Annotated in this window: 18 protein-coding genes, 1 tRNA gene and 2 rRNA genes (1 of these 21 cut by a window edge); 8 read left to right on the plus strand and 13 right to left on the minus strand. The window is 59.2% G+C overall.

Translation table 11 applies throughout. From position 1 onward, the window contains the following. The 3 genes from SPBM01_RS12940 to SPBM01_RS12950 form a co-directional block, all read left to right on the plus strand. Window positions 1-1654, plus strand: a 23S ribosomal RNA gene (locus tag SPBM01_RS12940); it begins 1146 nt to the left of the window's first position. A 169-nt stretch (window positions 1655-1823) separates the two neighbouring features. Beyond that, a 5S ribosomal RNA gene (gene rrf / locus SPBM01_RS12945) occupies window positions 1824-1938 on the plus strand. Between the two features lie 88 nt (window positions 1939-2026). Next, window positions 2027-2103 (plus strand) — tRNA-Met (locus SPBM01_RS12950). Here the strand turns inward: SPBM01_RS12950 and SPBM01_RS12955 are convergent. The 4 genes from SPBM01_RS12955 to SPBM01_RS12970 form a co-directional block, all read right to left on the minus strand. After that, window positions 2060-3736 (minus strand): recombinase family protein, encoded by a 1677-nt coding sequence (locus tag SPBM01_RS12955; protein WP_188065713.1) that lies wholly within the window; start codon window positions 3734-3736, stop codon window positions 2060-2062. The genes SPBM01_RS12950 and SPBM01_RS12955 overlap by 44 nt on opposite strands. 18 nt (window positions 3737-3754) lie before the next feature. Further along, window positions 3755-3940 (minus strand): hypothetical protein, encoded by a 186-nt coding sequence (locus tag SPBM01_RS12960; protein WP_119750733.1) that lies wholly within the window; start codon window positions 3938-3940, stop codon window positions 3755-3757. Window positions 3941-4333: 393 nt separating this feature from the next. Further along, window positions 4334-4669: a TfoX/Sxy family protein gene (locus SPBM01_RS12965; RefSeq protein ID WP_119750731.1), complete on the minus strand. Its 336-nt coding sequence runs from the start codon at window positions 4667-4669 to the stop codon at window positions 4334-4336. A gap of 358 nt (window positions 4670-5027) precedes the next feature. Next, complete coding sequence (locus SPBM01_RS12970) at window positions 5028-6068, minus strand: IS110 family transposase (protein WP_188062203.1); 1041 nt, start codon at window positions 6066-6068, stop codon at window positions 5028-5030. 428 nt (window positions 6069-6496) lie between these two features. On the opposite strand from SPBM01_RS12970, the gene SPBM01_RS12975 reads away from it, so the two are divergent. From SPBM01_RS12975 to SPBM01_RS12985, 3 genes are all read left to right on the plus strand, one after another. Then, complete coding sequence (locus SPBM01_RS12975; protein WP_188062204.1) at window positions 6497-6994, plus strand: helix-turn-helix domain-containing protein; 498 nt, start codon at window positions 6497-6499, stop codon at window positions 6992-6994. 257 nt (window positions 6995-7251) lie between these two features. Then, entirely contained in the window at window positions 7252-7539 is a 288-nt protein-coding gene (locus SPBM01_RS12980; RefSeq protein WP_169575103.1) for a hypothetical protein, read from the plus strand. Continuing rightward, window positions 7536-8438 carry a TIR domain-containing protein gene (locus SPBM01_RS12985; RefSeq protein ID WP_188062205.1) on the plus strand — a complete coding sequence of 301 codons (903 nt, stop codon included), beginning with the start codon at window positions 7536-7538 and terminating at the stop codon, window positions 8436-8438. The genes SPBM01_RS12980 and SPBM01_RS12985 overlap by 4 nt, the downstream gene beginning before the upstream one ends. Before the next feature lie 114 nt (window positions 8439-8552). Here the strand turns inward: SPBM01_RS12985 and SPBM01_RS12990 are convergent, their stop codons facing one another. Next, complete coding sequence (locus SPBM01_RS12990; RefSeq protein ID WP_188062206.1) at window positions 8553-11531, minus strand: RelA/SpoT domain-containing protein; 2979 nt, start codon at window positions 11529-11531, stop codon at window positions 8553-8555. A 56-nt stretch (window positions 11532-11587) separates the two neighbouring features. On the opposite strand from SPBM01_RS12990, the gene SPBM01_RS12995 reads away from it, so the two are divergent. Then, window positions 11588-12862, plus strand: coding sequence for a hypothetical protein (locus SPBM01_RS12995; RefSeq protein WP_188062207.1), 1275 nt, complete (start codon window positions 11588-11590; stop codon window positions 12860-12862). Window positions 12863-12893: 31 nt separating this feature from the next. Here the strand turns inward: SPBM01_RS12995 and SPBM01_RS13000 are convergent, their stop codons facing one another. From SPBM01_RS13000 to SPBM01_RS13015, 4 genes are all read right to left on the minus strand, one after another. Continuing rightward, window positions 12894-13187 carry a hypothetical protein gene (locus SPBM01_RS13000; protein ID WP_169575099.1) on the minus strand — a complete coding sequence of 98 codons (294 nt, stop codon included), beginning with the start codon at window positions 13185-13187 and terminating at the stop codon, window positions 12894-12896. Further along, on the minus strand, window positions 13187-13825 hold the full coding sequence (locus SPBM01_RS13005) for a hypothetical protein (protein WP_188062208.1): 639 nt from the start codon (window positions 13823-13825) through the stop codon (window positions 13187-13189). Before SPBM01_RS13005 ends, SPBM01_RS13000 begins: the two co-directional genes overlap by 1 nt. Further along, window positions 13822-14514 carry an HNH endonuclease gene (locus SPBM01_RS13010; RefSeq protein WP_188062209.1) on the minus strand — a complete coding sequence of 231 codons (693 nt, stop codon included), beginning with the start codon at window positions 14512-14514 and terminating at the stop codon, window positions 13822-13824. Before SPBM01_RS13010 ends, SPBM01_RS13005 begins: the two co-directional genes overlap by 4 nt. Before the next feature lie 295 nt (window positions 14515-14809). Continuing rightward, window positions 14810-16180 (minus strand): Fic family protein, encoded by a 1371-nt coding sequence (locus SPBM01_RS13015; protein WP_119748350.1) that lies wholly within the window; start codon window positions 16178-16180, stop codon window positions 14810-14812. A gap of 336 nt (window positions 16181-16516) precedes the next feature. Here SPBM01_RS13015 and SPBM01_RS13020 point away from each other — a divergent pair, with 336 nt between their 5' ends. Further along, a complete protein-coding gene (locus SPBM01_RS13020; protein WP_188062210.1) occupies window positions 16517-16960 on the plus strand; it encodes a hypothetical protein in 444 nt (147 codons plus the stop codon). On the opposite strand, the gene SPBM01_RS13025 is transcribed toward SPBM01_RS13020, so the two are convergent. From SPBM01_RS13025 to SPBM01_RS13040, 4 genes are all read right to left on the minus strand, one after another. Continuing rightward, entirely contained in the window at window positions 16957-20667 is a 3711-nt protein-coding gene (locus SPBM01_RS13025; protein WP_188062211.1) for a conjugal transfer protein TraG N-terminal domain-containing protein, read from the minus strand. The genes SPBM01_RS13020 and SPBM01_RS13025 overlap by 4 nt on opposite strands. A 22-nt stretch (window positions 20668-20689) precedes the next feature. Beyond that, complete coding sequence (locus SPBM01_RS13030) at window positions 20690-22111, minus strand: conjugal transfer protein TraH (protein WP_119748346.1); 1422 nt, start codon at window positions 22109-22111, stop codon at window positions 20690-20692. A 91-nt stretch (window positions 22112-22202) separates the two neighbouring features. Beyond that, window positions 22203-22784 (minus strand): hypothetical protein, encoded by a 582-nt coding sequence (locus SPBM01_RS13035; protein WP_188062212.1) that lies wholly within the window; start codon window positions 22782-22784, stop codon window positions 22203-22205. Next, a complete protein-coding gene (locus SPBM01_RS13040; protein ID WP_370569406.1) occupies window positions 22781-23572 on the minus strand; it encodes a conjugal transfer protein TraF in 792 nt (263 codons plus the stop codon). The genes SPBM01_RS13035 and SPBM01_RS13040 overlap by 4 nt, the downstream gene beginning before the upstream one ends. Window positions 23573-23623 lie beyond the last annotated feature (51 nt).

A 23623-nucleotide genomic window follows, 5' to 3' on the forward strand; every position in this document is an offset into this window, starting at 1 on the left:
AATAAGAGATCCTGCGGCGAAGATGTAACGGGGCTAAAGTGATGCACCGAAGCTTAGGGTGTGATCGTTTACGATCACGCGGTAGCGGAGCGTTCCGTAGGCCGTTGAAGCGATCTGGTAATGGGTCGTGGAGGTATCGGAAGTGCGAATGCAGACATGAGTAGCGATTAACAGTGTGAGATGCACTGTCGCCGAAATTCCAAGGGTTCCTGCTTAAAGCTAATCTGAGCAGGGTAAGCCGGCCCCTAAGACGAGCCCGAAGGGGGTAGTCGATGGGAACCACGTTAATATTCGTGGGCCTGGAGGTGTGTGACGGATGGTGTAAATGGTCTGGGCTTATTGGATTGCTCCAGGCTGTGAAATCGTCCCAGGAAATAGCCCCTCCGTATAGACCGTACCCTAAACCGACACAGGTGGAATGGTAGAGTATACCAAGGCGTTTGAGAGAAGTATCCTGAAGGAACTCGGCAAATTGCCTCCGTACCTTCGGAAGAAGGAGGCCCCACATAAGCGCAAGCTCTTGTGGGGGGCACAGGCCAGGGGGTAGCGACTGTTTAGCAAAAACACAGGGCTCTGCTAAGTCGGCTTCAAGACGACGTATAGGGCCTGACGCCTGCCCGGTGCCTGAAGGTTAAGAGGAGGTGTGCAAGCACTGAATTGAAGCCCAGGTAAACGGCGGCCGTAACTATAACGGTCCTAAGGTAGCGAAATTCCTTGTCGGGTAAGTTCCGACCTGCACGAATGGCGTAACGACTTCCCCACTGTCTCCAGGATATGCTCAGCGAAATTGAATTCTCCGTGAAGATGCGGAGTACCCGCGGTTAGACGGAAAGACCCCGTGCACCTTTACTGCAACTTCAGAGTGGCATTAGGAAAGAGCTGTGTAGCATAGGTGGGAGGCTTTGAAGCATCGACGCCAGTTGATGTGGAGCCATAGGTGAAATACCACCCTGCTGTTTTCTGATGTCTAACCTCGCACCGTTATCCGGTGCAGGGACCCTCTGTGGTGGGTAGTTTGACTGGGGCGGTCGCCTCCTAAAGAGTAACGGAGGCGCGCGATGGTGGGCTCAGGACGGTTGGAAACCGTCTGTTAGAGTGCAATGGCATAAGCCCGCCTGACTGCGAGACTGACAAGTCGAGCAGAGACGAAAGTCGGTCATAGTGATCCGGTGGTCCCTCGTGGAAGGGCCATCGCTCAACGGATAAAAGGTACGCCGGGGATAACAGGCTGATGATTCCCAAGAGCTCATATCGACGGAATCGTTTGGCACCTCGATGTCGGCTCATCACATCCTGGGGCTGGAGCAGGTCCCAAGGGTTTGGCTGTTCGCCAATTAAAGTGGTACGTGAGCTGGGTTCAGAACGTCGCGAGACAGTTTGGTCCCTATCTGCCGTGGGCGTCGAAATTTGAGAGGAGTTGACCCTAGTACGAGAGGACCGGGTTGAACATACCTCTGGTGTACCTGTCGTCACGCCAGTGGCGCAGCAGGGTAGCTATGTATGGACGGGATAACCGCTGAAAGCATCTAAGCGGGAAGCCTCCCTCAAGATAAGATTTCTTAGGACGGTCGAAGACCACGACCTTGATAGATCGGATGTGGAAGTGGAGTAATCCATGAAGCTAACCGATACTAATTGTCCTATTCGCGCTTAAAGGTCCCCTACAAAAGTATTACTTTTGCAGGAACCTAGAGTCCCACCATCAATGACAGCCCTGGAAACAGGCCGTCAGAACATGGTCGGTTGTTAAGCCAGCTAGATGAATTACAAAAACACCGTGCACGGTATCGATTAAAACCCCCTTATATGCGCCTGCTTCATTGCTTGGTGACCATAGCGTCTGTGACCCACCCGATCCCATCCCGAACTCGGCCGTGAAACCTGACTGCGCCGATGGTACTATTGCTCAAGCACTGGAAGAGTAGGGCGTCGCCAGGCATTGAAGCACGCGCATATCAGGACACAAAAACCCATTCACTTGTTCTTAAAAGGGCGACCCAAAAGGTCGCCCTTTTACCGTTGGTATCGCGGGATGGAGCAGCCCGGTAGCTCGTCAGGCTCATAACCTGAAGGTCGTAGGTTCAAATCCTACTCCCGCAACCATCTGAAATTGCGATACCCCACAGGGGGCCGCAGCCTTCGAAGAACCCGCCCTAGAGGCGGGTTTTTTGCGTTCTACAGCAATCGCGAGGATGCCCGCCAGATCGCCGCGCACGTCGATCTTGAGTTCTCCACCTTCTGGCACCAATATGATCGCGTCGATGAGCGAACGAATGACCTCAGCCGCCTCGAAGCGCTTGTTCTCGTCATCATGCTCCAGGGCCTGATAGAGATTATCAAGCTGAGCCCGATAATGGTGCGCCATATTGGGATGGAGCAGGGGAGGGGGCTCCTGGGCCTGGGCTAGGTCGCGCTCCAGCTCTTTCTTGCGCGCTTCGAGACCTACCATTTTGGCGTTGATCTTGTCTGCGGCGCCGCCGCGCAGGATCAGGTTCACAAGCACATCCAGATCCCGGTCGATCTTTTTGATCTCTGCCTGTGCGCTGGCTATGGCCGCGCCTGCATCGCCCCTTAGCCGATTGGTTTCGCGCGTGAACTCGTCGCAAAACTCGGCAAACAGGGCAGGATCCATCAGATGATGGCGAAGGGCGTGAAGCACGCGCCCTTCCAGACGATCGCGTCGGATATTGAGGCGGTTGTCACAGATACCCTTGTTCCGGGCTGCCGAGCAGCCCAGCATCATCGCTGAAATCATCGAATATCCGCCGCCGCAGCAACCGCATTGCAACAGGCCGGACAGGAGATATTTCTGGCGGCGGCGATCGCGGAAATTTGCAGAGTTCATGGGGCCATCAGCTTGATTCACCCGGCAGGATCTTTGCCGTTCCTTGGCCTGCTGCCAGAGAGCATCATTGATGAGGCGCAGTTCGGGCACGTCCTGGATGATCCATTCGGATTCTGGGTTGGGCCGGGCTTGCCGTTTGCCAGTATCTGGATCCTTGATGAAGCGTTGCCGATTCCACACCAGCTTGCCGATATAAAGCTCATTGTTGAGGATGCCGGTGCCGCGCTTGGGATTGCCATTTATGGTGCTAAAGCCCCAGGTGCCGCCGGTCGGTGCCTCGATACCCTCTTTGTTCAGTTCGGTTGCTATCCGTTTGGCCGATTTGCCAGCGACATAGTCGCGAAAGATGCGCTGGATCACGCTTGCCTGTGCGTCATTGATGGAGCGGTCGCCCCGGATCAGTTCGCCGTTGGCATCGAGCCGTTTGACGACGTCATAACCATAGCTGTTACCACCGCCCGACTTGCCTTTTTCGACCCGGCCGCGCTGGCCACGCCGTGTCTTGTCGGCGAGGTCCTTGAGAAACAGGGCGTTCATCGTACCCTTTAGGCCGATATGCAGATGGGTGATCTCGCCTTCGGACAGGGTGACCATCTTCACGTCACCATAAGCCATCCGCTTGAACAGCCCGGCAATATCCTCCTGATCGCGCGACAGGCGATCCATGGCCTCGGCCAGCACGAAGTTGAAGCGGCCGCGGCTGGCGTCTGCGATCAGCGCCTGAATGCCAGGACGGAGCAGCGAAGCGCCGGAAATGGCATGATCGGTATATTCCTCGACAATCTGCCAGCCCTGCTTTTCGGCATGCAGGCGACAGATGCGCAACTGGTCGGCAATGGAGGCGTCACGTTGATTGTCGGAAGAATAGCGGGCGTATAAAGCAACCTTCACGGAACGGAACTCCTCGTCTCAGGAGCGGGTCGTGCGGCGCTCCTCCAGCATCTCCAGATACGCCTTCCGCGCGGCACGACGGGCAAGCAGGCGAACCAGCTTGACCAGACGCGGATCGGGGCCGCTGTCGCAGGAGGCAAGGTTGAGCACCGACTCATCAGGCCGAGGGAACTTCTGTCGCTGCTGACGGCTACCGGTTGCCATCGTGAATCCGATTACAGCAGATTGCAAGATAGGTTGGGCTCAGTTCGTCGCGGATCGAGGAGTTTTTGCCTCGCGGCTCGACGTCTGCCGAACTCGCAATTAAAACAGACAAGGGCCGTCGGGGTTCGACGGGAAAAGGCACTTGGTTCACTTGGCACACCCACAAAAGGGCCTGCCCGCCACGCTTCAGATCATGCCTTGGAATGCGGCGTTCTGCAACAGCCTCAGTTTTGCAAATTGTTGCTGGCACCGAGGTTGCCGAAATTATAGCTAAGCCTAGAATCGTGATCGAAAAGTGCAACTGCCGACCCTTCCCGGGCATTCAAGGATCCCACCTCCACATTCCGAAGGCAGACACTAGTTTGTCGAAAACGGGCTGCTGCCAGGCGTGCATCAACCGGATTTGCGCTTGGTCCTGACCTTGGGAGCAGGCAATTCCTGAGATGTGATACGAACGATCTCGGCAAGCCACTCACGGTCATCCCACTTTTCCGCGTCGATCAGGAGACAAGGCTTAGCACCGGGATATGGAGGGGCTTCTTCCGAACCGGCAGCGAAGGCCCACCCTCCAACCGTGGGCTTTACGAATAGGTGGTCGTCGCAGACCAATGCGACCATTTTCCCATCGCAATAAATGCCGAATTCGCCAAACATCGCCTTGGCTGAAACGGTGCCGCCGCCTGCCATTTGCTCAACAAGGAATTCAACGGTTCTACGATCGGACGCCATAAGGCGATATCGCCGGTCCTGATGAAAAGGTCGAGGGTCAATCGACCCTTCTTTGCCATTCACGGGTAAATTTTCGATACCCAGGTCCGGACGGTCCTCTGTGGATGGCTCCCGCGTTGCAAGCATAAAGTGATGATCTGACGTTCCGTCGGGTGCAGTCGTCTGTCCGGCCTGTTGATGCAGTCGGTGTAGACTGCTGGCCCTGATGGGGTTCGCGAACAAGGTCCGATCGGCTTTGCAGGCTATTACGCCTAGGACCGTCCTTGGGTTGTCCTTGTTCCCGGTCCGACCGGTTTTGCCATCACATCCTTCGCTCTCACAACCTCGTGAAGCTGATCTCCTCAGCTAAGCTTTTGATCTATGCTGCCGCCAGCATAGGCGCATGCCCGCGTTCGAAGACGCCGCCGCGCGCCATAACTGCCCATGCGATCCGCGCCATCTTGTTAGCGATGGCGACCGAGGCGACACGCGCGGGCTTTCTGGCAAGCAGAGCGACAAAGCGCGGATCGACCGTGCTGGGTTTCTGCTTGGCGTATCGGACGAGCGCGGTTGCGCCGACAACCAGGAGCTGCCGCAGATATCGGTCGCCCATCTTGGTAATGCGCCCCAAGCGTTCCTTGCCGCCACTCGAACTCTGTCGCGGGGTCAGCCCTAGCCAGGCGGCGAATTGGCGCCCTGACGAGAACTGGCTTGGATCGGTCACCGACGCGGCGAGTGCGGTCGCGCCGATCGGCCCGATACCAGGGATCGTCGCCAGACGCCGGGCCCGCTCGTCGCTCCGCTGCAGAGCGGCGAGACGCAGGTCGAGCTTGCGTAACTGGGCGTGAAGCTGGAGCAGTTGCCCTGCCAGCACTGTGACGACGTTCGCCGCTTCGGTTGGCAGATCGAGCTCAGACTCTCCGTCGACGATTTCCCGCGCCATCTGCAGTGCCTTCACGATCCCGACCGGGATGGCGACGCCCAGTTCTGCGAGCACGCTGCGCATCATGTTCACCAGCTGCGTGCGCTGTTTGATCAACAGCTGGCGCACGCGGTGCAGCGACAACGCCGCCTGCTGCTCGCGCGACTTGATGGGCACGAACCGCATCGTCTGACGTGTAACTGCCTCGCAGATCGCCTCGGCATCGGCGGCGTCGTTTTTGCCCCGCTTTACGTAAGGCTTCACGTAAGCCGCCGGCATCAGCCGCACCTCATGACCCAGCTTGGTCAGTTCGCGCGCCCAGTGATGCGACGTCCCGCAAGCCTCGGCGCCTACCAGGCACGGCGGCAGCTTCTCGAAGAACGGTAGCATCTGCGATCGTCGCAGCGCCTTGCGAATGACGACCTCACCGGTCGCGCTGATACCGTGAACCTGAAAAACGTTCTTGGCCAAATCGAGGCCGATCGTGCTAATCTCCATGGCGGGTGGCTCCTTCTCGGGTTGCATGACAGCAACCCATCTTGGCACTTAGATGCCGTGAGCGGGAGCCATCCACCGCATCCGCTACTTGAATGGCTACGCCCAAGAAGCGCCGATTGCGGATCGTCAGCTTCTAGCAGCAGAAAGGCGGAACCTGCCGTTCGTGGCGTTCACTCAAATTCTAGACCTACTTGGCGCCGGAATTTTATTGACCGACCAGTCATCCGCGACCGGTCCGCTTAGAGTGCTATGTTCGTATGCCCTTATGTCGATGTGCAGGTTAACCGGCTGTCCTGTTTCATCGGACGTAGGCGACCTGTCAGGACCAGACGCTGATGTCCATGCGCGATCGGACATAGAAGTCCACTCGGCTGCCATTGCAAGTAGCCAGAAATCGCCACATATTGCGTTCAACGAGGTAACGCAACATGGTCAAAATCGTCTCATCTATCGAGCCTACCAAAGTCTTGCCGATCAAACCAAAGGCCGACACCCGCAAGGCGTCGGAGAAGAAATACGGCAAGCCGGTCATGGACCTGGGTTTCTGTATCGTACCATCGCTGCTGATGCAGGCGCAGGCACGCCTTGGCATTAACCCGGTGCAGTTCAACATAATTATGCATCTGGCCGACATCTGGTGGGACGTCGCGCAACGGCCTTGGCCGAAAAAGCAGCTGCTGGCTGAGCGCATGGGTATGAGCGAGCGGCAGGTGCAGCGTCAGATAGCCGAGCTGGAAAGTGCCGGCCTTGTTCAGCGTATCGAGCGCACCCGGCCTGGGCGCGGCAAAACCAGCAACGAATACGACCTGTCCGGTCTGGTGAAGCGATTGAAAGAACTGGAGCCAGAGTTCACTGAAATGAAGCAGGAGAACCAGAAGCGCCGCAAGGCGGTTTCCCTGCCCAAGCATCGCCGGGTCTCGGCGTAAGGTTTAAAGGTCGCGGTCCACCGCAGACTTTCAGGACATAGGACATGGCGCTTCGACCAGAAGCATCGGCCCCTTCCATAAGGGCAGGATGACTCCGCCACGTCCTATGTTCAATTATGTAGTGCTGTGCGCGGGATTCGCGAGAGTTTCTTACCGTAGCAGTCCGTCCAAGATTCCGTGTCGCAGGGGCACTCTGACATATTCGTTCGCCCGGCCATAGGCGTAGGATAGGCTAAAGGTTCATCTAAGGGGTACCCATGGTCAAGATTTCCGGTCTCAATAAACTGACCCGCACACTCAACGACGCCCAGAAGGCCATCGCCGCGATCGACGGCGAACTGGGAGCCGTCAATTTCAATCCCAACGATCCGGGTAGCATCGAGGCGGCTATCGCCCAGATGGAAGCAATGATCGACGAGCGCCTCGGAGGCTACGCTTCCAATCCCATTGTCGCGCCGATGATGGAAGGGATGAAGGAGCGCTATCGTGACGCAATTATTGAACGCGCCGCGCAGGCCCGTGTGGAAGGCGATAGCGACCAATGAGCCACAGTCCTGATCTGTTTGAACAAATCAATAATGCGGTGCTCGATCTTCAGAGCGCCCAATATCAGAGTTACGATCGTCCGCTGAAGACGCTGGCGCATTTGCTGAAGAACCCGGATTTGGCGCCCTACAACGTGCAACTGACCGATGGGCTGGACCTCGATGCCTTCTTAGCTGAAAATGAATCGCGTGGTGGCATGGTTGGTGGTGACAAGCTGGCCTGGCCGGTCGAACCAGAGAAAGTGTTAGGTCTAACTCTGCTACTCATTCAGCGATTCGCGGAAAAGCCGCACGACATGGCGAGTTTCGGACACACCTACTATTACACTGGCCGTAAGATCATCGGCGATGTTCGCGCCGTTACATCCCAGGTCATCATCCCCTTCGCACGAGATTATAAAGCCTATGTCATGAGCCACGGCAGCTCTGCCCCAGCACTGGCGCGCCCTTCGTCACACAATACCAAAGTGTTCATCGTCCACGGGCATGACGGCGAGGCGCGCGAGACGGTTGCCCGCTATCTGGAAAAAATCGGGTTTGCCCCGATCATTCTGCATGAGCAGGCCAATCGCGGCCGCACCGTCATCGAAAAGGTGGAGGCCAATAGCGATGTGGGTTTTGCCGTCGTTTTGCTGACCCCGGATGACGAAGGCTGTAAAAAGGGAGATTCCCCAGAACCGCGTGCCAGACAGAATGTGCTTCTTGAACTGGGCTACTTTATCGGGAAGCTGGGCCGCGACCGCGTGTGCGCTTTCCAGCGCGGTACGGTGAATATTCCGAGTGACTTCGCCGGAGTGGTTTGGACCATGATGGATGAGAGCAATGGCTGGAAGCAGGAGCTGGCGCGCGAACTTTCGGCTGCCGGTTATGCGATTGACTGGAATACTGTCATGAAGTGACCAAATGCTTGCACACGTCGAGGCGGGCGTTGAGCCGCGGCGACTATCTCTCGCTGATGCGCAAGGAGGGTTTGCTGATCGAGGTGCTGTGACCGCCGACCGTCTGGTTGGACATCATTCCTCGTTCCAGTGGCGCCGTCGTTGGGCCACGTCGCGCGCCGCCCTTCGCTGTTCCCACGCCATATGCTGGGCAAGCTCGCGCGCCCGGTCCCTCGCATAAGCCCGCACGCGCGGCCTTGCATCGTCGCGATAACGCTCGATCAACTCCTTGCGCCGGGCATGCGCCTCGACGAAGCCGAACTCACCGGTCACGACACCGGTCGCGCCCAGCATATCCGAGACCCGGTTGAGGAGCTTGTCGCCCGGCTCGAGGCGATCGACCACCTCCATCGCGACGGGATACAGCTGTTCGTCCCCCTCATAGGGTGCGAGGCTCTTGAGGATGAACTTCAGATCTCGCTCATCGCCTCGCCGGGCGAGGTCGGTGAGCTGTTCCGAGACCGCATCGGTCAGCTTGGGAAAAGTGTGCTTGAGAAGCCGGCCGCCGCGATATTCGTGGAAGCTCGGCTCCTCGTCATACCATTGACGCACCGCCGGCAGGAGGAGGTCCGCATGGGGTGACAGCACCTTCGCCAGATCATGCGGTTCGAACGGAACCGGGTCGAAGCGATCGCGGGATTCGCCGCGCTCTCTCCCCAAGCGGGTGCCGAAAAAATCTATGATCAGCTGCGGATGCCGGCTCCCGACATCAACCAGCAGCCGCACAGCCCGATAGTCGAGCATTGGGATGTCAATGAACGAGGTCAGCAGCACATCGGCTTGTTCCGGGGTCAGGTCCCGGAGAATTTGCCCATAGCCGTGCGCGTGGAAGCTGCCGATCCAGTGGGGCAGCCGATGGTCGGACGCGTAGCGGGCGACCGGTATCAGCACGAGCTCGATTAGAGCCGGATCGGCCGCGCCATTATACCATTTCGCTGCGATCGTTGCCGTGCTCACCACCGAGACCTGTTCGTCCCGCTCGATTGCCTTCGACACATAGGCGGTCAGCCGCTCTATGTCAGGAGCCGGCTTGCGGTTGAGATAGTCGCCGATCGCCGAAAGGTAGTGCCCGTCCGCAAGCCAGCGATCGATCAACGCCAGGGCCGCATCCAGGCGCCCCGCGCGCTCAAGCCCAGCGAGAATGTCGGAGAGAAAATAGGAGCCCTGCTCGCTGACACCCTCTGCCATCAGCAACCCGACCTCGGGCTTCTGTTCGGCCAGAAGGCCAAGGAAGGTACGCATCGGCATGAAATGTCCGCCATCGAAGCCGACGGCATCGCTATAACGGTCGATGCGCGCCTTCCATTCCGGAACAGTTTGAGCTGTCACCTCGGCGATGATTGCTGGGTAGCAGTCACGCCGCCACTCGTCTGTCGCCTCATAGTCGAAATGGTCGCCGTCCCAGGCCCCGGGATGGACGCTGTCGTGCCCGATCAGTGTCTTATAGAGCATGAAGTCGGGATCGGCGGCGAGCTGATCGCGCAGGCCGAGCAAAGCGTCGATCAACGCCCTCTGCGCTTCGACGAGTTCGGGCTTCTCCGCCAGGGTCGGCGGCAGGACATGGTAGCGATAATGGGTTTGGAGCGCGTCCACCTCACGGCCGCGACGCAATTCCAGTCCCCAGTGCGGCGCGCGATCGAGAATGAGGCGCGCGACGCGAGCGCCGTCCTCAAGCAGCATCAGCATGAGCTCATCCCCGCCCTGCATGGGCATGGAGTCAGCCTTGCCAAGCGCCTGCAGGATCGGCAGCCGCTCGGCATCGCTGGCCGCGGCATCAAGCCACTGTTCCAGCTCGGCGATCGACCTGTTCCGCAGGGCGCGTAGGACGTCCGACGGCCGAACCGCACCCTGGTGGATCATCACGCTGTCGGAGCGCCACGTCGCGCCGCCGACTTCGGCCGAAAGGACATGCGCCAGCATCGCCACAAGCAGCGGGCGCGCCTCGACGATCGCGTCGCCGTCGAGCCGATCCAGCTCGTCCAGGATTACCTGCTGTGCTTCCGGACCATATTGCTTCCAGACAGCAAGATTATGCTTTGCGAGTTCCTCGCCGGCCTCGATCCAGAGCCGTCGCTCATCCTCTTTGCGCGCGCCTTGGTAAAGCCGAACCAGCGCATGGAAGGTGCGGTCGGGCTCGAAATAGCGGTGCGAGCGGATCAACTGGGCGACCCGCCACGCGACATCGTGACCGGACTTCCCGGGAAGTTCACCATGCTCCCATCGAATGGGAATGACCGGATAGTCGCGCGATCGCTCGACCGCATCTATTAGAGCCTCGAGCCGGACTGAAAACTCTGCATCGGGCTCGTCGAAATGTGGCAGGACGAGATCGGTATAGGTCTCGAGCGCATCCTCGAGTTCGTTGTTATTGTCTGCGTACTCGATCGTCGCGATCATCGCTTCCGAAGCGCCATCGGCCCGTAGCAGCCGGCCGAAGTCGCCCGCGATCTTGTCGAAATCATGCCCGGCCGGAATCAGGTGATCCTGCATGACCTTGTTCATGCGTTCGCCGATCGCTGCCATCCGCGCCTTGCCGACATGAGTGAGCTTGGGCTTCTTGTAGATGGTGTCGTGCCCCATCTCGGCCCAGGCATGATTGAGGAGCGTTTGAATCTGGATTTCGGCGCTGAGGCCCTCGAATTGGCGATATTCCGTGAGCGCCAACCGCTCCGGCTTCAGCCGGACCAGGTAATTGGTGCTGTCAAACAGCTTCGTCTCGGTATCAGTGCCCGGCACCGGGTGATGGACGTTAACGCTCAGCACCTCGAAATTCTCGTGGAGTGCGCGGGTGTTATTGAAGGCGTCGACCTGGGAATTGGTCAGGAACACGACCCGACATCCTGCCAGATCCTTGATCTCGTCCATCGGCTGATCGAGCCCGATTTCGCGATCCCCTAGCTTTTTACGAAGTGAAGCAAACTCCTTCGCTCGGCCGGTCAGCCCGTGCGCGACCATCTCATGCTGGGCGAGCGCATGCCGAAGAATGTTTTGCACGGCGTCAACGAGCGCGAGATAGCGCCCGCGCCCGCCCTGCTGATAATCCTCGAATGTCATTCGCCCCCCATCTACTGTGCCAGACCGTCCCGTTACTCACACGATTGGCTAATAGCATGCGTCTCACAGTCCTCTACCCCGAAGTGATGCCGCACATTGTCGAGTTTGCCGCGGGGTTGATGCCTGTTCGTCTGGGCGATGATGAGCGGCTTTCCCTCGTCGTGAAAACGCAGAAGGAAGCGATCCTTGCTGCCCAGATGCACGGACTGTTCGCCTTCTACCTGCCGGCGCTGCCCGCGTCCTCGGGCACAACCACCTCGCTCATCACCGCGTTTTTCGATGACGATGACGAGCCGCTCGCCATTCGCACGCCCTTGTTCGGCGATGATGCCTTCTCGCAGGGCATCATCGAGATCCTGAAATATGACGAGGTCGACGTCTATTTCTTCGACGAGCACAATTACGAGTGGATGAGCTATCGAACGGCTCTGGAGGATAATGGAAGCTGCCTCATTGGCGACGAGAATATCTGCCTGCTCGGCTACCATCCTGAAACGGTGAAGAGCATCCACGCCGTGTTGAACGACTGGTTCGGTGCGCGCACGGCCGAGGATGACGAGCGCACGATCCAGGCCGTGTTCAAGGAGGCGCTATCGCCGGGCGATCTTTTCGTCCTCGACATGACGCCGGAAATGAACGGCTATCAAGGCGGCACCGGCTTCCGCCACGACACGTTGACGAGAACCGATCCCGGTTATCATCAGGAGCGGGACATTTCGGCATGCCTGCTGCGAGCCTTTGAGCCCGGCCAAATCATCATGAACCCCAGGCGCAAGGATAATTGCAAGGAAATCCTCGATCATCTGGTCCTGACCGACGAGCTGGCGATCCTCGTCCAGGCAAAGGACAGTCCAACGACGGAAGCCGGGATAACCCGAACGCTCCAGCGCAAGCGACTGGCAACCCATAACCAGATCGACGCGGCGATACGGCAGATCAACGGAGCCGCCCGTTACCTGGATCGCGACGGCGCTGCGAAGCTGGTCGTTGTCGGACAGGATATCGATGTCGACCTCGGCGATCGGCGCGTCATCGGTCTCGCGATTGTCAAGGAGATGTTCGACGATGAAGGCACCGCCTATGCGGCAGCATGCGCGAAGATGGCGGGCCTTTCCGGGGGCGGCATGGTGATGGACTATAATTCCTTCCATGCCTTCACCCATCGCTTCGCGTCGCACGATGCCTTCGTGGAGGCGCTTGAGAAGCTCATAGCCCATGTGCGGATTAAAGGATGGATTCGGGTAAAAGACGAAGTGTTTGACGGTATTCTGGATTGGATAGAGCGTTACCGCGCCAACGGATCGGAAGGCAGCGACACCCCCAGCCTGTGAGAAGGCATGCGCGAAGTTGTAGGCGCGCCGATTAACTCCGTGGGGCGATGGCCAGCTGCGCGAGCGGGACGCACTTTTCCCTCGTCACAAAATCAGTGTGGCGCGCTTCGGAGGGCTGCATGTAGAGAATGTGGAGCGGCAGGCACTCGCCTGCTGCCTGCATCTCCCGTTTGAGTTGGGACAGAGCGTCGCCGCCGAGGCCGACGATCAGGATGTCGATATCCTCGCCGATCCCGCGCAGGGTCGAACCGAACATGTATGACTCAAACTGCCCCAGCGATCCGCAACAGCTCAACAGATGGGCGGCAACCTCACCGGCGGTCATCAGGCCGTTCTCAGATATTCCCTCAGTTCGTCCCATTTCATCACCTCGCACCCAAGCTCATGCCCAGCGTTAATCGCGTCGGGCGAAGGATTTCCGTTAGGATTGATGTTCCAAACGGTGTCGACGGGCCCGAAGTCGTCCCAAAGGCTGCGAACGGCCTCGGCGGTGGGTTCATAATCTGCAATCATGCCGATCCTGACACTGGTCCCGCTTTTGAGCGAAACCCGGTGGATACGATCATATTCCCGGATCACCTCCTGCACCTGACCATATTGACGAAGGAGCCTGTCAGCGAATTTGTACACCTTGTGGGACGCGCTATTAGCATTTCCATCGAGCGCGGCCGAGCCGAGGGTTCCGAGGCTTCCCCAGCCGATGCCGGCGTCTTCGAGATACTGGATGGCTTCACCGTACCAGACGCAGGTTTTCCGATAGCCACACAGAAAATCCAGTTCGGGATACTTCTCCCTGTAACTCGCCGCCGTCGCCGCACCGATCTCGTTTGCGGCCGATATCGCAGCCGATACGTCCGGCTGATCCGGCGTCGCGATCCGGATCAGCTCGCCCTCCACATGCTCCGCGGTTGACCGCGTCTCCTTGGCAATATTGGCGAGCGCGTATTTGACCTGCCAGTTCAAGAAAAAATGCCTTCCATCGTTTCGGGGAAACGGATTGCGCGGCCGGCGACGCCGCAGACGTGGCGTTCCGACAGACCACGAACATGTTCCTGATATTCTGCAAATGTCCGGCGTTCGTCGTCAGTGGCAAGCCCCAGGTTCGCCTTGATAATCGCCTGAGCGTGATAGTGGTTGGGGAGGATGACGCTCCTCATCCGCTGCCTCCAGGCTTGGGAGGCTTCGGACTCCGGATCATACTCGAATTCGGAGCCATGCTCGGGGGCGAACTTGTCCCAGATTGCTTTGTTCTCGGCCATCACCCCGACGACGGCAGCTCTTACCTGAGCGCGATCTTCATAAGCCCTGATCCCTTGCTGTGAGGCCAGGTTAGCGAGGTGGTTCTGCTTCCACTCCAGGAGGATGGTGCGCGGGAAACCATCGGGATCCTTATCGATCTTCGTATGGCACGTCGGGCACAGCAAGATCAGGTTTTCAAAGGCGTCGGGGTCGAAATCGCCAGCCGGTCTATCTCCATGACGCGGTCCGGCCTCGCCATGCGGAATGACATGCGCCATTTCAGCAATGTGCTTGTCCCCGCCCAGTTCGACCGGGAAAAGAGCATCGAGGCATTCCGGCTTCTGACAATAACCTGCTGCTTCGGAAAACAACCGAAGTCGTGTAGCCACCGGTAATGCCTTTCGGTCTGCCATCAAGAAACCTCATCTTTTTGCTCACGGCCAACATAGGAATGGCCGCATGATCGTCAGCAGTCCAGCTTCCTTCGGTTGAAAGAATGGCGAGCGTATTTTGGCCTCCGATCAGCGCGGCAAGCCAGATGAACGTACGGCAGGTTCCAAGATCAGGAATTTAGGTGCTGAAAGGCCAGAAGAGGGCGCGAAGCGGCAACGCCGCACCACGCCGAAAATGTCCGCTATCCTATTGGATTTGCTCTGAAGCGGACCGGGCATAAAGTCCCAATGCAAGCCATTGAGGTAAGCGTAGCAATCAGCCTGCGTTCCAGATTTGTTGCCATACAGCAAATTCCGACGGACGAACCAGGTATCGCGCGAAATTGCCCTCGTGCAAGCCCAGCAACTCCGTTTCTGCGACCTCGGCAAACTGGTCCTGATCGGCCGTTGGGATGAATTCACGGGACGTCGTGACCAGATGCGCGCGTGTCGCCTGTCGGCTCATGGCACCGAGCACAACATCCCGAACGACATCGCGCAACTGTTCCCGATAGCGCAGGCGGAAGGGGTCTGGCTCACCCATTGATTGACGAACGGCGGCGTAGCGCGCTGCGGATCGCTGATAGGCCCAAAGGAATACGTCGCGCAGCAATGTTATGTCGTTGCGTTCATAGACGCCAAGCGTGGCGCGCGTGTAAAGGTCGCCTGGAACCTCGGTGAACGACAATGGCGCAAGGTTCGCCCGGATCATGGGAATATTGGCGGCGAGGCGTGATACGCGCTTATTCACATCGTCAAAGGGCTGAAGATAAGGAAGCTGCACCATTATGAAAAAGGCCTGCTCGAATGGATCGTCGATGGCCGCCGCTGTGGCAAGGATTTGATCGAAGCACTCCTCGATGAGACCCGGACCTTCCAGTGGATGAAAAGTTGAACCGTCTATCCCTACGATGATGTGGCGCAGTCGCCCCACCGCCGTCGGGTCAGCTAACAGATTGTTCGCCAATAACGCATGCAGGTTGAGTATCGTATAGCGATTGAACCCGACATCGTTGGCGTTGGCGACGAGAAACTCGATCGCATCCTTATGATTGAGGATCATCTGCGCTTCGCGCGGTCCGCGCCCCTCTGCGGCTTCCCCGAAATCCAGCAGCCGCCGCGTATCGAGCAGCGAATATGTGTTGCCTTCGAGACGGCTGGAATTCCATGCAAGGTCGATAAGCAGCCTGTTCAATATCTGCTTCGCGTAGGTGCCTGCCGCTGCGGCCTCAATCTGCGGCTTGCCGATTGTAGCCAGATGATCGCGCTGCTGCTGGGTCAGATAGAAGGTTTCGTTGGGCCGGTAACGATCCAGGAAGCTGCGTTCATAGCCGACCGGTTGTCGCACCGCGACGGGCTGGCGCACATAGGCAAGGACAGCGCTGCCTTCAGGTGATATCGGGACGATGTCGGCTGGGCCAGGCTGGGCGATGATCTCATCACCATGGTGATATCGGGCTGCACGCCCTTCGCCGATAAGGCGTAGCCGACCCGCGTCAACCAAGGCGCGAAGACGATATTGGAGGGTACGACGGGCACCAGGTTCCGCGAGCGCGCCAGTGATCTGCGCTGCTGACGCACCATCCGGGAATTGGGCCACAGCGGCCTCGATCGCTTGTAGGTCAGCTTCAGGTATTAGTCGTGCCACATAACTTCCTTAGTTGCGCAAAAGATAAATCGCGCAACTATAAGAGTCAATGCGCAACTAATCGCGGTTATGCGCAATTTCGCGGGAATTCGCGCAAGCTCGCGAGCGGGGGCCGTGTTCGGCTTGAAAGGCAGAGAAGGCGGGTCCTGGAATTGGCCGTTTTTTTTGTCTTGTTGCTCTCATGCGCTTTGCGAAGATTAAAGAAAGGGTACTTTCCGACCAACCTTTCAGCGATTCCAAGGGGAGGAGAGGGGGAGGTTGAATGCTCTCATTTTGGGAGTGATTTTTTATCTGCGGAACCCCGGGCGTGATAGTATCGACGAGAAGGAGCATTGCATGAGCGGAACGGATGACAAACCCATTCCACGTGAGCCGCCGCAGACCCCCGATCTGGCAAAGCCAAAAGCGGCACATTGGCTCTGGCGGCCATGGTATGCCAAGTCATGGTGGACAGCAGCTGCAATATTCTGGCTGATTGCGTTTTTCGCGCCCTATCTCTCTCTCAATGCAGACCATATTACCCCCATCATCCTGCTTTTCCATCCATTCTTGATCGTGCCAGTGATGGGTTTTGGTTTTTTCCGCGCGTGGATACGCTATCATTTTCTTATTGAGGCTGGCTGGATAAATGCCCGAGGCTCTATTGATCCTTTTGGCGCAGATGGAGATATGTTCCGAAGAATGGATCCCACTAATCCCGCAGACTCTCGCTATTATTGGCACCCCGGCAATCCCGGCAGTGAAGCTTGGCGCAACGAACATGTGCGTGGACTGCGTTAGCGTTTTTTGTATTCAGATGTTCCGTCACCGAGCCCTGTATCACGATCACCACTGAAACGGCCGCTCTCCAAAATACGATGTTGTTCAAAAGACGTGAGTGGCGCCATCATATCAACAGTTCCCCGACTGGCATCGGCCTGACCAAGATAGCGATTGCGTAGCCCATTCTCTCCCAGAACTTGCCGATCGAGTTCGCGCGTGAATGTTTCAGCGGGTTGTGTCGAGCGCGACGCCGAGCGCTCTGCCTCTGCAATGGCGTTACGCACGTCGTAGTTGACGATGTCGGTGCTGGCACGTGCGTCTGTCACCCCCATGCCGACATCACTTGTCTCAAAGCCAACCTGTCCTCCGGCGCGGCCATGTGTCCGACCCTTGCCACCAGAGCGCTCTCCTCCGCTCTCGACCGAACCACCTGTATTGATGTTGACGGACGAGCTATTCGATACCTGGTGGCTCGCACTGCGCGAGAGCGACCGCGTCCATCCCGTCTGCGTCATGATTGCCTGGACATCACGCTGAAGCGTATCGGCAACCTGCGGTTTCAATCGCCATTCGCCCTTGCGATCCATCTCGAATCCGCCGCGCAGCCAGTTAGCCATCATGGCATGGCCTTCCGCCCCGCCGCCCAGGAAGTGCTCGACCGTATCTGGCCCAGCCTGTTTGCCTGCCTCAAACCGAGTACTGCTGTCCGAGCGCGCCGACTGGCTGAATCCGGTGCTGCTCGATACCAATAGGTCGTTGTGGGCAAAACTCAGCCGCGCCCGCCCACCCTTTGCAATCGCGCCGAGCTGGCTTTCGTTGATAAGGCCCGCCTGCCACATCTGCGCAGCGGTCTGCGGCGTAAGATTGAGGTTGAGGTCGCCATTCTGGTCCATTGCAATCTGCCTTTTGGTAAGGTTGACACCATTGTCGCGCAGCAATCCTTGCATCCGGGTCAGCCTCTCATTCTCGACGATGCGGCCAAGCCGTTCGTTGCGCGCCCGATCGGCGATGCCCGCCGCGCCGCCCTCGGCCATGTCGACCTGGTTCCCGGCGGTACGGCTGAGCGCCTGGATGAAGCTGTCGAGCCGCGCGGCCTCGCGCACCGAAGTCCCTGCCGCTGCCGCTCCTTGCGCAAACCCAAAATTCTCGCTCTGCCGCCGCTGTTCGCCAATGCGCGCGGCCGAGCGCGTTCCGTCCGGGCCAACTTCGCGCTGCGAGTCGAGCTTTCCCGACCGCTCGGCAAAATCATAGCCCGCCGCTTCCCGCGTCCGTCCATAGACGCTCGTGCCTTCACGCGCAGCCTCCGCAGTCGCACCATCGGCTGTTCCCACCTGGGCTGCGGCATTATAGCTTTCCAGTGCATGCATAACCTGCGCCTCATTGCGCCCGGTCGCACGCGAAAGCTGAGTGATGGCACTCGAGCGTGCTTCTCCAGTCAGCGCGTTGATGAAGGATACACGCCGCCCTGTTTCGTCGATCGACAGGCCGAGCATGGAGGCTGCTTCTCTTTGCCCCGCATTGCTGCCCGTCCGCCAGCCCTGCTCGGTTGCCACATTGCCACGCTCCACCTGGGTGACATGGTCCCCGGCATAGTCACGGCGACCTTCCATCGCGCCGACCGTCACCTGCGCTGCGGTCAGGTCATTGCGCAACATCTGCTCCTGATCGAAAGCATTGGCGCTGAGCTTGGCGAAAGTCGGATCAGCAGCAGCCTGCCCGATCAGGGTCGAAGCCTTGAGCGCTGCGTCCTTCGTATCATAGCCGTTGCGCTCAAAATGGCGCTGGGTGCCAGACAACATCATGTCATAGGCGCGATTGTCGCCGAAGGCCTTCCACTGCACCATATTCTGGGCAAACGCCGCAAACGCCCGCTCGCCCGATTGCCCTTCGCCAAAATAGCTGGTGCCAAGCGCCCGCAACGCATCCTTCTGGGCAAAGTCATGAATAGCGCCGGTCGTGGCGCTGGCGCGAACCGCTTGTGCCGTCGCGGGATCGGCAAGGTTGCGCCCGCCAAGCGCTGGCGACAGCCCGCCCAACTCTCGCGCCGCATCAATGCCGCCCAGCGCCATCGCGCTGTTTCCAGCGAGCCCACTGCCATGATCGCCGATCACGCTGCCCGCTGAACCAAAGGCGCGGTTGCCGCCAAAGGTTGAGCGCTCACCAAAGTCCCCGAAGCTCGATGCTGCACCGCGCCGGGCCATCGTCCCGCTAGCCGATGCCTGCGATTCCAGCGCCGAGGCAAACCCTTCCCGCGTCATAAGGGGTGCGGCCGCCGCGCTACCCTGGCCCTGTGCCTGCAACGCGCCACCGGTGAAGGAAGAGAAGACATTGCCCGAAAAGCGGAACACCGTGAACACGAATGCGCCTGCAAGGCCAGCGGCAGCCGTGCGAAACGTCCCGAATATCGCCAGCGCCTTCATCGCCGAAGAGGGGGCGAGCATCCAGGCATTGACGGCTACATGGTTGGACCGCATTTCGGCAAGCACCCCCATCGCCCGCCCCAGGGTGAGCTGATAAATGCCCGCATCGATCACGCCCCACATGGCGACGAATACGAACAGTCCGAGCGCAAAACTGGCTACCCGAAGATTGATGGGGGTAAGGATGAACAGCAGCGCAATCGGCATCATGAACAGCATGATGCCAAAGACCGTCGCGCGAATGGTTGGCATCCATTGATTGGCGACCGACATGGTCGAAAGCCCGCTTGAAACGACTGCCCGGTTCGCCATGATCCGCGCGGCAGTCGCTGGACTATCCTCGTACAGCACCTCGCCCACGCTGTTGCCCAGCAATATGTCACTCATGAACGCCTGGAGCGTGAGCGGCGTCCCCATCATCACCTCGCCCATTTGTCCAAGACGGGTGCGACAGCGCGCGAGCTGACTGGCGTCTGCCACATCATAGCCTGTGCTCTGGCACACTTGGCGGGAATACTCCTCAAACAGCGTCGAGTCATTGAGACGCGACTGAATATGATCCCATGCCTCCTGGCAGGACATGGTCGTGCCGCCCTTGTCGGCCGAGGTGAACACTGTGCTGAACGTCGCTGGTCCCGCCATGGCGGCGAAGGCAGCGGGAAGGTCGGTCGTGCCGCGGAACAACTGGTCGTCATCCACGCCGTAGGCAGGCGATATGCGAGCCACCGGATAGCATTGCCGGACATAATCCTTGATCGTGGCATCGAGAAAGCTGTCGGTCATCGGCCCGCGCGGTGACACTGCGTTCAAGAACAGGTCGAAGGAATGACCGCCTGCGCCAAATTCCAGCTTGGCATTGGGATCAAGACTATTGTCATCGATGGTTTCCGCGAGCGCCCGTTCCATCAAGTTGGTGACGCCTGCGACCAGGACGATCAGGTTGGGCACGTCGCCGACCGCCTGATAGGCATTGCGCACCCGGTCATAGACATGGACGGTACCGGTCGTGGCGATCAGCCCGACAAAGAGGCCAACACCCATCAGCATCTGGAAGCCGAACCCGACAAGGCCCATACCCTGGCCACGAATGGAGGCCAGCACGACGCCCAGCGCTAATCCTACGACCGCGCAGATCAGGACCAGCGTTTCATAGCGTGGGTCGCCAAAGATCATCGAGACCAGGCGGAACGCATCGACCGTTTCGGCAAAGCCATCATAGGTATGGAAACTCGATTCCAGCGCAAAGGCCTGCGTGGAGCCAAGTAGAAGGGGGAGCGCGGACAGGGCGCGAACAAGGCGACGCATCGGTGGAGCCTTTCTGGGATGTTCAGCGATTAGTGCCGGAAACGGTGCCGGTCGCCTCGCGCGCGTCGCGATCGCGGGTGCGGAGCAGGCTCGCATAATTGGCCGAGAGATTGGCCTGGGCGAGCGCTGCCATATAGCTTTGCCGCATCTGCGCGCGCTGGCGCAGCACTTCGTCGCGCAGGTCGCGCAGCTGCTCCATGCCCTTGGTTAGGATGCGGGTCTGACAGATATTGGCATTCGCGCCATCGGCTGCGCCTGCAACGTTCGCCCCCCGCTCCGCATTCGACACCGCGAAGTCGATCGAGCGGGTGAGATCGTTGAGCATCTGATAGGCAAGCGTCAGCGCAACAAGTTCGTCCGTGTCGGCAATGACACTGTCGGACACGCCCTGGCGCACCCCCCATTCGAGCAGGCGATAGACCGGCAAGGTGCGCACATTGGCGACAAATTGTCGTTCCTCGGCGGACAGGGCGGCGCGTGTGCGGATTTTCGTGGCGATCGAGTTCATGCGCGCCTGCGCCAGTTCGAGCGCACCCTTGCCGCCGTCTGCGGCGCAGTCTGTGGCGGTGGGCGGTATGGCGAGCGCCCGGCTCTGGACTTTGCCGGCCAGAAAATCCTGCGAACTCTCGCTGTCCTGATGCGGGCAGGCCGGGATGGCGGAGAAGATCGGCACCTTGTCGGTCGCGTCCCAGCGCATATAGACGTCGCCGACCCGCGCGCGCATGACGCCTGCCCAGTCGCCTGCACCCACGCGGGTTGCGGCATGCGACAGCAGCGAACCGGTGCGGAAGATGTCGGTCACCTCGGCCGGACAATTGGCCAGAGCGTCCTTCAAATCCTCGGTTGGATTATTCTGGTTTGCCTGGATCTTCTCGCGGCTTTGCTGATAGCTTTTGGCAAAGCCCTGTTTCACCGATTTATAGCCAGTCATTTCCTCGATGATGCCCGACATATTCTCATCGCCTTTGGCGATCTGGACCATGCGATTGGCGAGGCGGCAGTCATTGACCTGGATGGAATTGAGGAAATTGGTCGCAGCCTCCATCTTCGAGATGATATTTCCCATTTTTTCGTCGAGCGTTTCGAGCAGATATTGGAAAGCGACGGCGGGCGCGGCCTGGAGAATGCTTTCCAGCTTCTGCACCAGATAGTCGGGGTCAAGGAAGGACATGCCGCCCAGAAACATGTCGATGCCGCCACAGCCTGCCTTCACCTTGGGCAGGGTCAGCGACATAAGATAATCGTCATGGACATCGACGCGCCCGGACATGCCGCCAGCGGTCACATAGCCGCGCGTCTGGTCCTCAAAGGAGCCAGGCGCGGTGTAGGTCACATTGTCGAACCAGCTTTCCGCCCAGCCCTGGGCATAGGCAGGAGTGGTCGCGCCGCAGGTGGCGAGAAGCGCGCAGACCGTCAGTGAAAGGCGTTGGGAAAATGAACGCATGGCGGGCTTCCTTGAGAGTGAGCAGACAAGGAGGCGTCCGCCCGCCAGCGGGACGCCTTTGCGAGATTGAGATAAATATGGTTGGGGCCACTCAACGCGATGACCCCGACTGCGCGGGTGGAGCGCCTACGATTCCAGTAAATTTCGCCATGGCGCGCAGGCCCACGGCCGGGCGAACGCCGGTCAGCATTTTGGCGGCGAGATAGGCGTTGCGCGCGAGATTTTGCGGCTGGTCGGTGCCGATCGCTATCGGGATGATGCGATTGGGGTCGCTGAGCGGTCGGACCCAGGCGACCGGGTGGCCGACCCATGGAAGCCCAAGGCGACCCGATCGCAGCAGGGCTTCCTGATCGCTGATGGTACGGACCTGCCAACGATAGGTGCGTGAGAAGCGGCCAAGCTTGGCCCAGAGATCGTCGCAGGGGAGACAGGCTGGGGTGGTGGTCATCTCGATGATGTAAAGTGGGGCTTGTTGTCCCAGCGTTGCTGCAAAATCGGCGGGGAAATCCCGCGTCACCGGCACGCGTGCCAGCCATGACTGCATGGCAGCGCTGGTAGCAACTGGATGGATGGCGGCGCGCATGGCGTCGTCGCGCGAAGGCGAACGGGCTTGCGCCAATGTCCATGGCGCGATGATCGCCGCCAGGACAAACAGGAAGCGCTGCCACTTCATGGCTCAAGCATCCCACCGGTCGCCGAAACTTGTCCCTCGACGCTGCTCGTTGAAACTGGCCCATTGGCAAGCGCATCGAAAAAGCCGTCTTCTTCACCGGCACCGGTGAGAAACTGCTCTGGCCGAATATCGCCCGACAGCAGGCGCACAGCCTGATAGGCGGTCTGGATGAGATTGGGATAGGCTTCGACCCCGGTGGCGATCACCATGCGCTGCGCGCTGCCGCGCCGGATGACCATGGTGGTCGGCGTTACCTCGACCCCATAGCGCTGGGTAATCTCTGGCCGCCGGTCGAGATCCTGGAGCGTGACCTGCCAGCCCATCTCGTCCTGGAACCGCTGGACCACAGGCCATTGCACCCGGCAATAGCCACAACTGGCGCGCGAGAACATGACGAGGGCAAAGTCCCGGGCCTGCGCGCGCAGATAGGCGCGGCGCACAGCATCCTTTTGCGCCAACATCTGGTCGCGCGCATCGCTCACCATCGGATTGGCGGATTTGGCGTTCAGTTCAGGATGCTGGAGCATGGCGATCTGGGTGACGCCGGCGAAGGCGCGCGCCTTGCGCCGGGCAAAATCTTGCAAGCGCCAGAAATCGGACACGGCTTCAACGCTCAGCACGGTCGCGGCATAGTCGCGCTGTTCCTCGATCAGCTTGCGTATTTTGGGCGGGGTCCAGCGCGCCAGTTCTGTCATCGGCGGGATGACGGGCTTATTCAAGACGTCGGGTTCGGCCTTGTCGTCGCTTGCTTTTAGCGCTGGCGCATACCACCAATAGCCCTGCTTCATGGCCGGGACGGATGGCGTTGCTGTTACAGGCGTCGATGTACCGCGGGAGAG

The sequence above is a fragment of the Sphingobium sp. KCTC 72723 genome, from assembly GCF_014280435.1.
Taxonomy (GTDB): domain Bacteria; phylum Pseudomonadota; class Alphaproteobacteria; order Sphingomonadales; family Sphingomonadaceae; genus Sphingobium.

Excerpts from the sequence above, each read along its gene's own strand:
- SPBM01_RS13040 (WP_370569406.1), bottom strand. The coding sequence starts at position 23,572 with ATGAAGCAGGGCTATTGGTGGTATGCGCCAGCGCTAAAAGCAAGCGAC.
- SPBM01_RS12985 (WP_188062205.1), top strand. The coding sequence starts at position 7,536 with ATGAGCCACAGTCCTGATCTGTTTGAACAAATCAATAATGCGGTGCTC.
- SPBM01_RS13020 (WP_188062210.1), top strand. The coding sequence starts at position 16,517 with ATGAGCGGAACGGATGACAAACCCATTCCACGTGAGCCGCCGCAGACC.
- SPBM01_RS12995 (WP_188062207.1), top strand. The coding sequence starts at position 11,588 with ATGCGTCTCACAGTCCTCTACCCCGAAGTGATGCCGCACATTGTCGAG.
- SPBM01_RS13000 (WP_169575099.1), bottom strand. The coding sequence starts at position 13,187 with ATGACCGCCGGTGAGGTTGCCGCCCATCTGTTGAGCTGTTGCGGATCG.
- SPBM01_RS13030 (WP_119748346.1), bottom strand. The coding sequence starts at position 22,111 with ATGCGTTCATTTTCCCAACGCCTTTCACTGACGGTCTGCGCGCTTCTC.
- SPBM01_RS12975 (WP_188062204.1), top strand. The coding sequence starts at position 6,497 with ATGGTCAAAATCGTCTCATCTATCGAGCCTACCAAAGTCTTGCCGATC.
- SPBM01_RS12990 (WP_188062206.1), bottom strand. The coding sequence starts at position 11,531 with ATGACATTCGAGGATTATCAGCAGGGCGGGCGCGGGCGCTATCTCGCG.
- SPBM01_RS13010 (WP_188062209.1), bottom strand. The coding sequence starts at position 14,514 with ATGGCAGACCGAAAGGCATTACCGGTGGCTACACGACTTCGGTTGTTT.
- SPBM01_RS12965 (WP_119750731.1), bottom strand. The coding sequence starts at position 4,669 with ATGGCGTCCGATCGTAGAACCGTTGAATTCCTTGTTGAGCAAATGGCA.
- SPBM01_RS13025 (WP_188062211.1), bottom strand. The coding sequence starts at position 20,667 with ATGCGTCGCCTTGTTCGCGCCCTGTCCGCGCTCCCCCTTCTACTTGGC.
- SPBM01_RS13035 (WP_188062212.1), bottom strand. The coding sequence starts at position 22,784 with ATGAAGTGGCAGCGCTTCCTGTTTGTCCTGGCGGCGATCATCGCGCCA.
- SPBM01_RS12980 (WP_169575103.1), top strand. The coding sequence starts at position 7,252 with ATGGTCAAGATTTCCGGTCTCAATAAACTGACCCGCACACTCAACGAC.
- SPBM01_RS12960 (WP_119750733.1), bottom strand. The coding sequence starts at position 3,940 with ATGGCAACCGGTAGCCGTCAGCAGCGACAGAAGTTCCCTCGGCCTGAT.
- SPBM01_RS12970 (WP_188062203.1), bottom strand. The coding sequence starts at position 6,068 with ATGGAGATTAGCACGATCGGCCTCGATTTGGCCAAGAACGTTTTTCAG.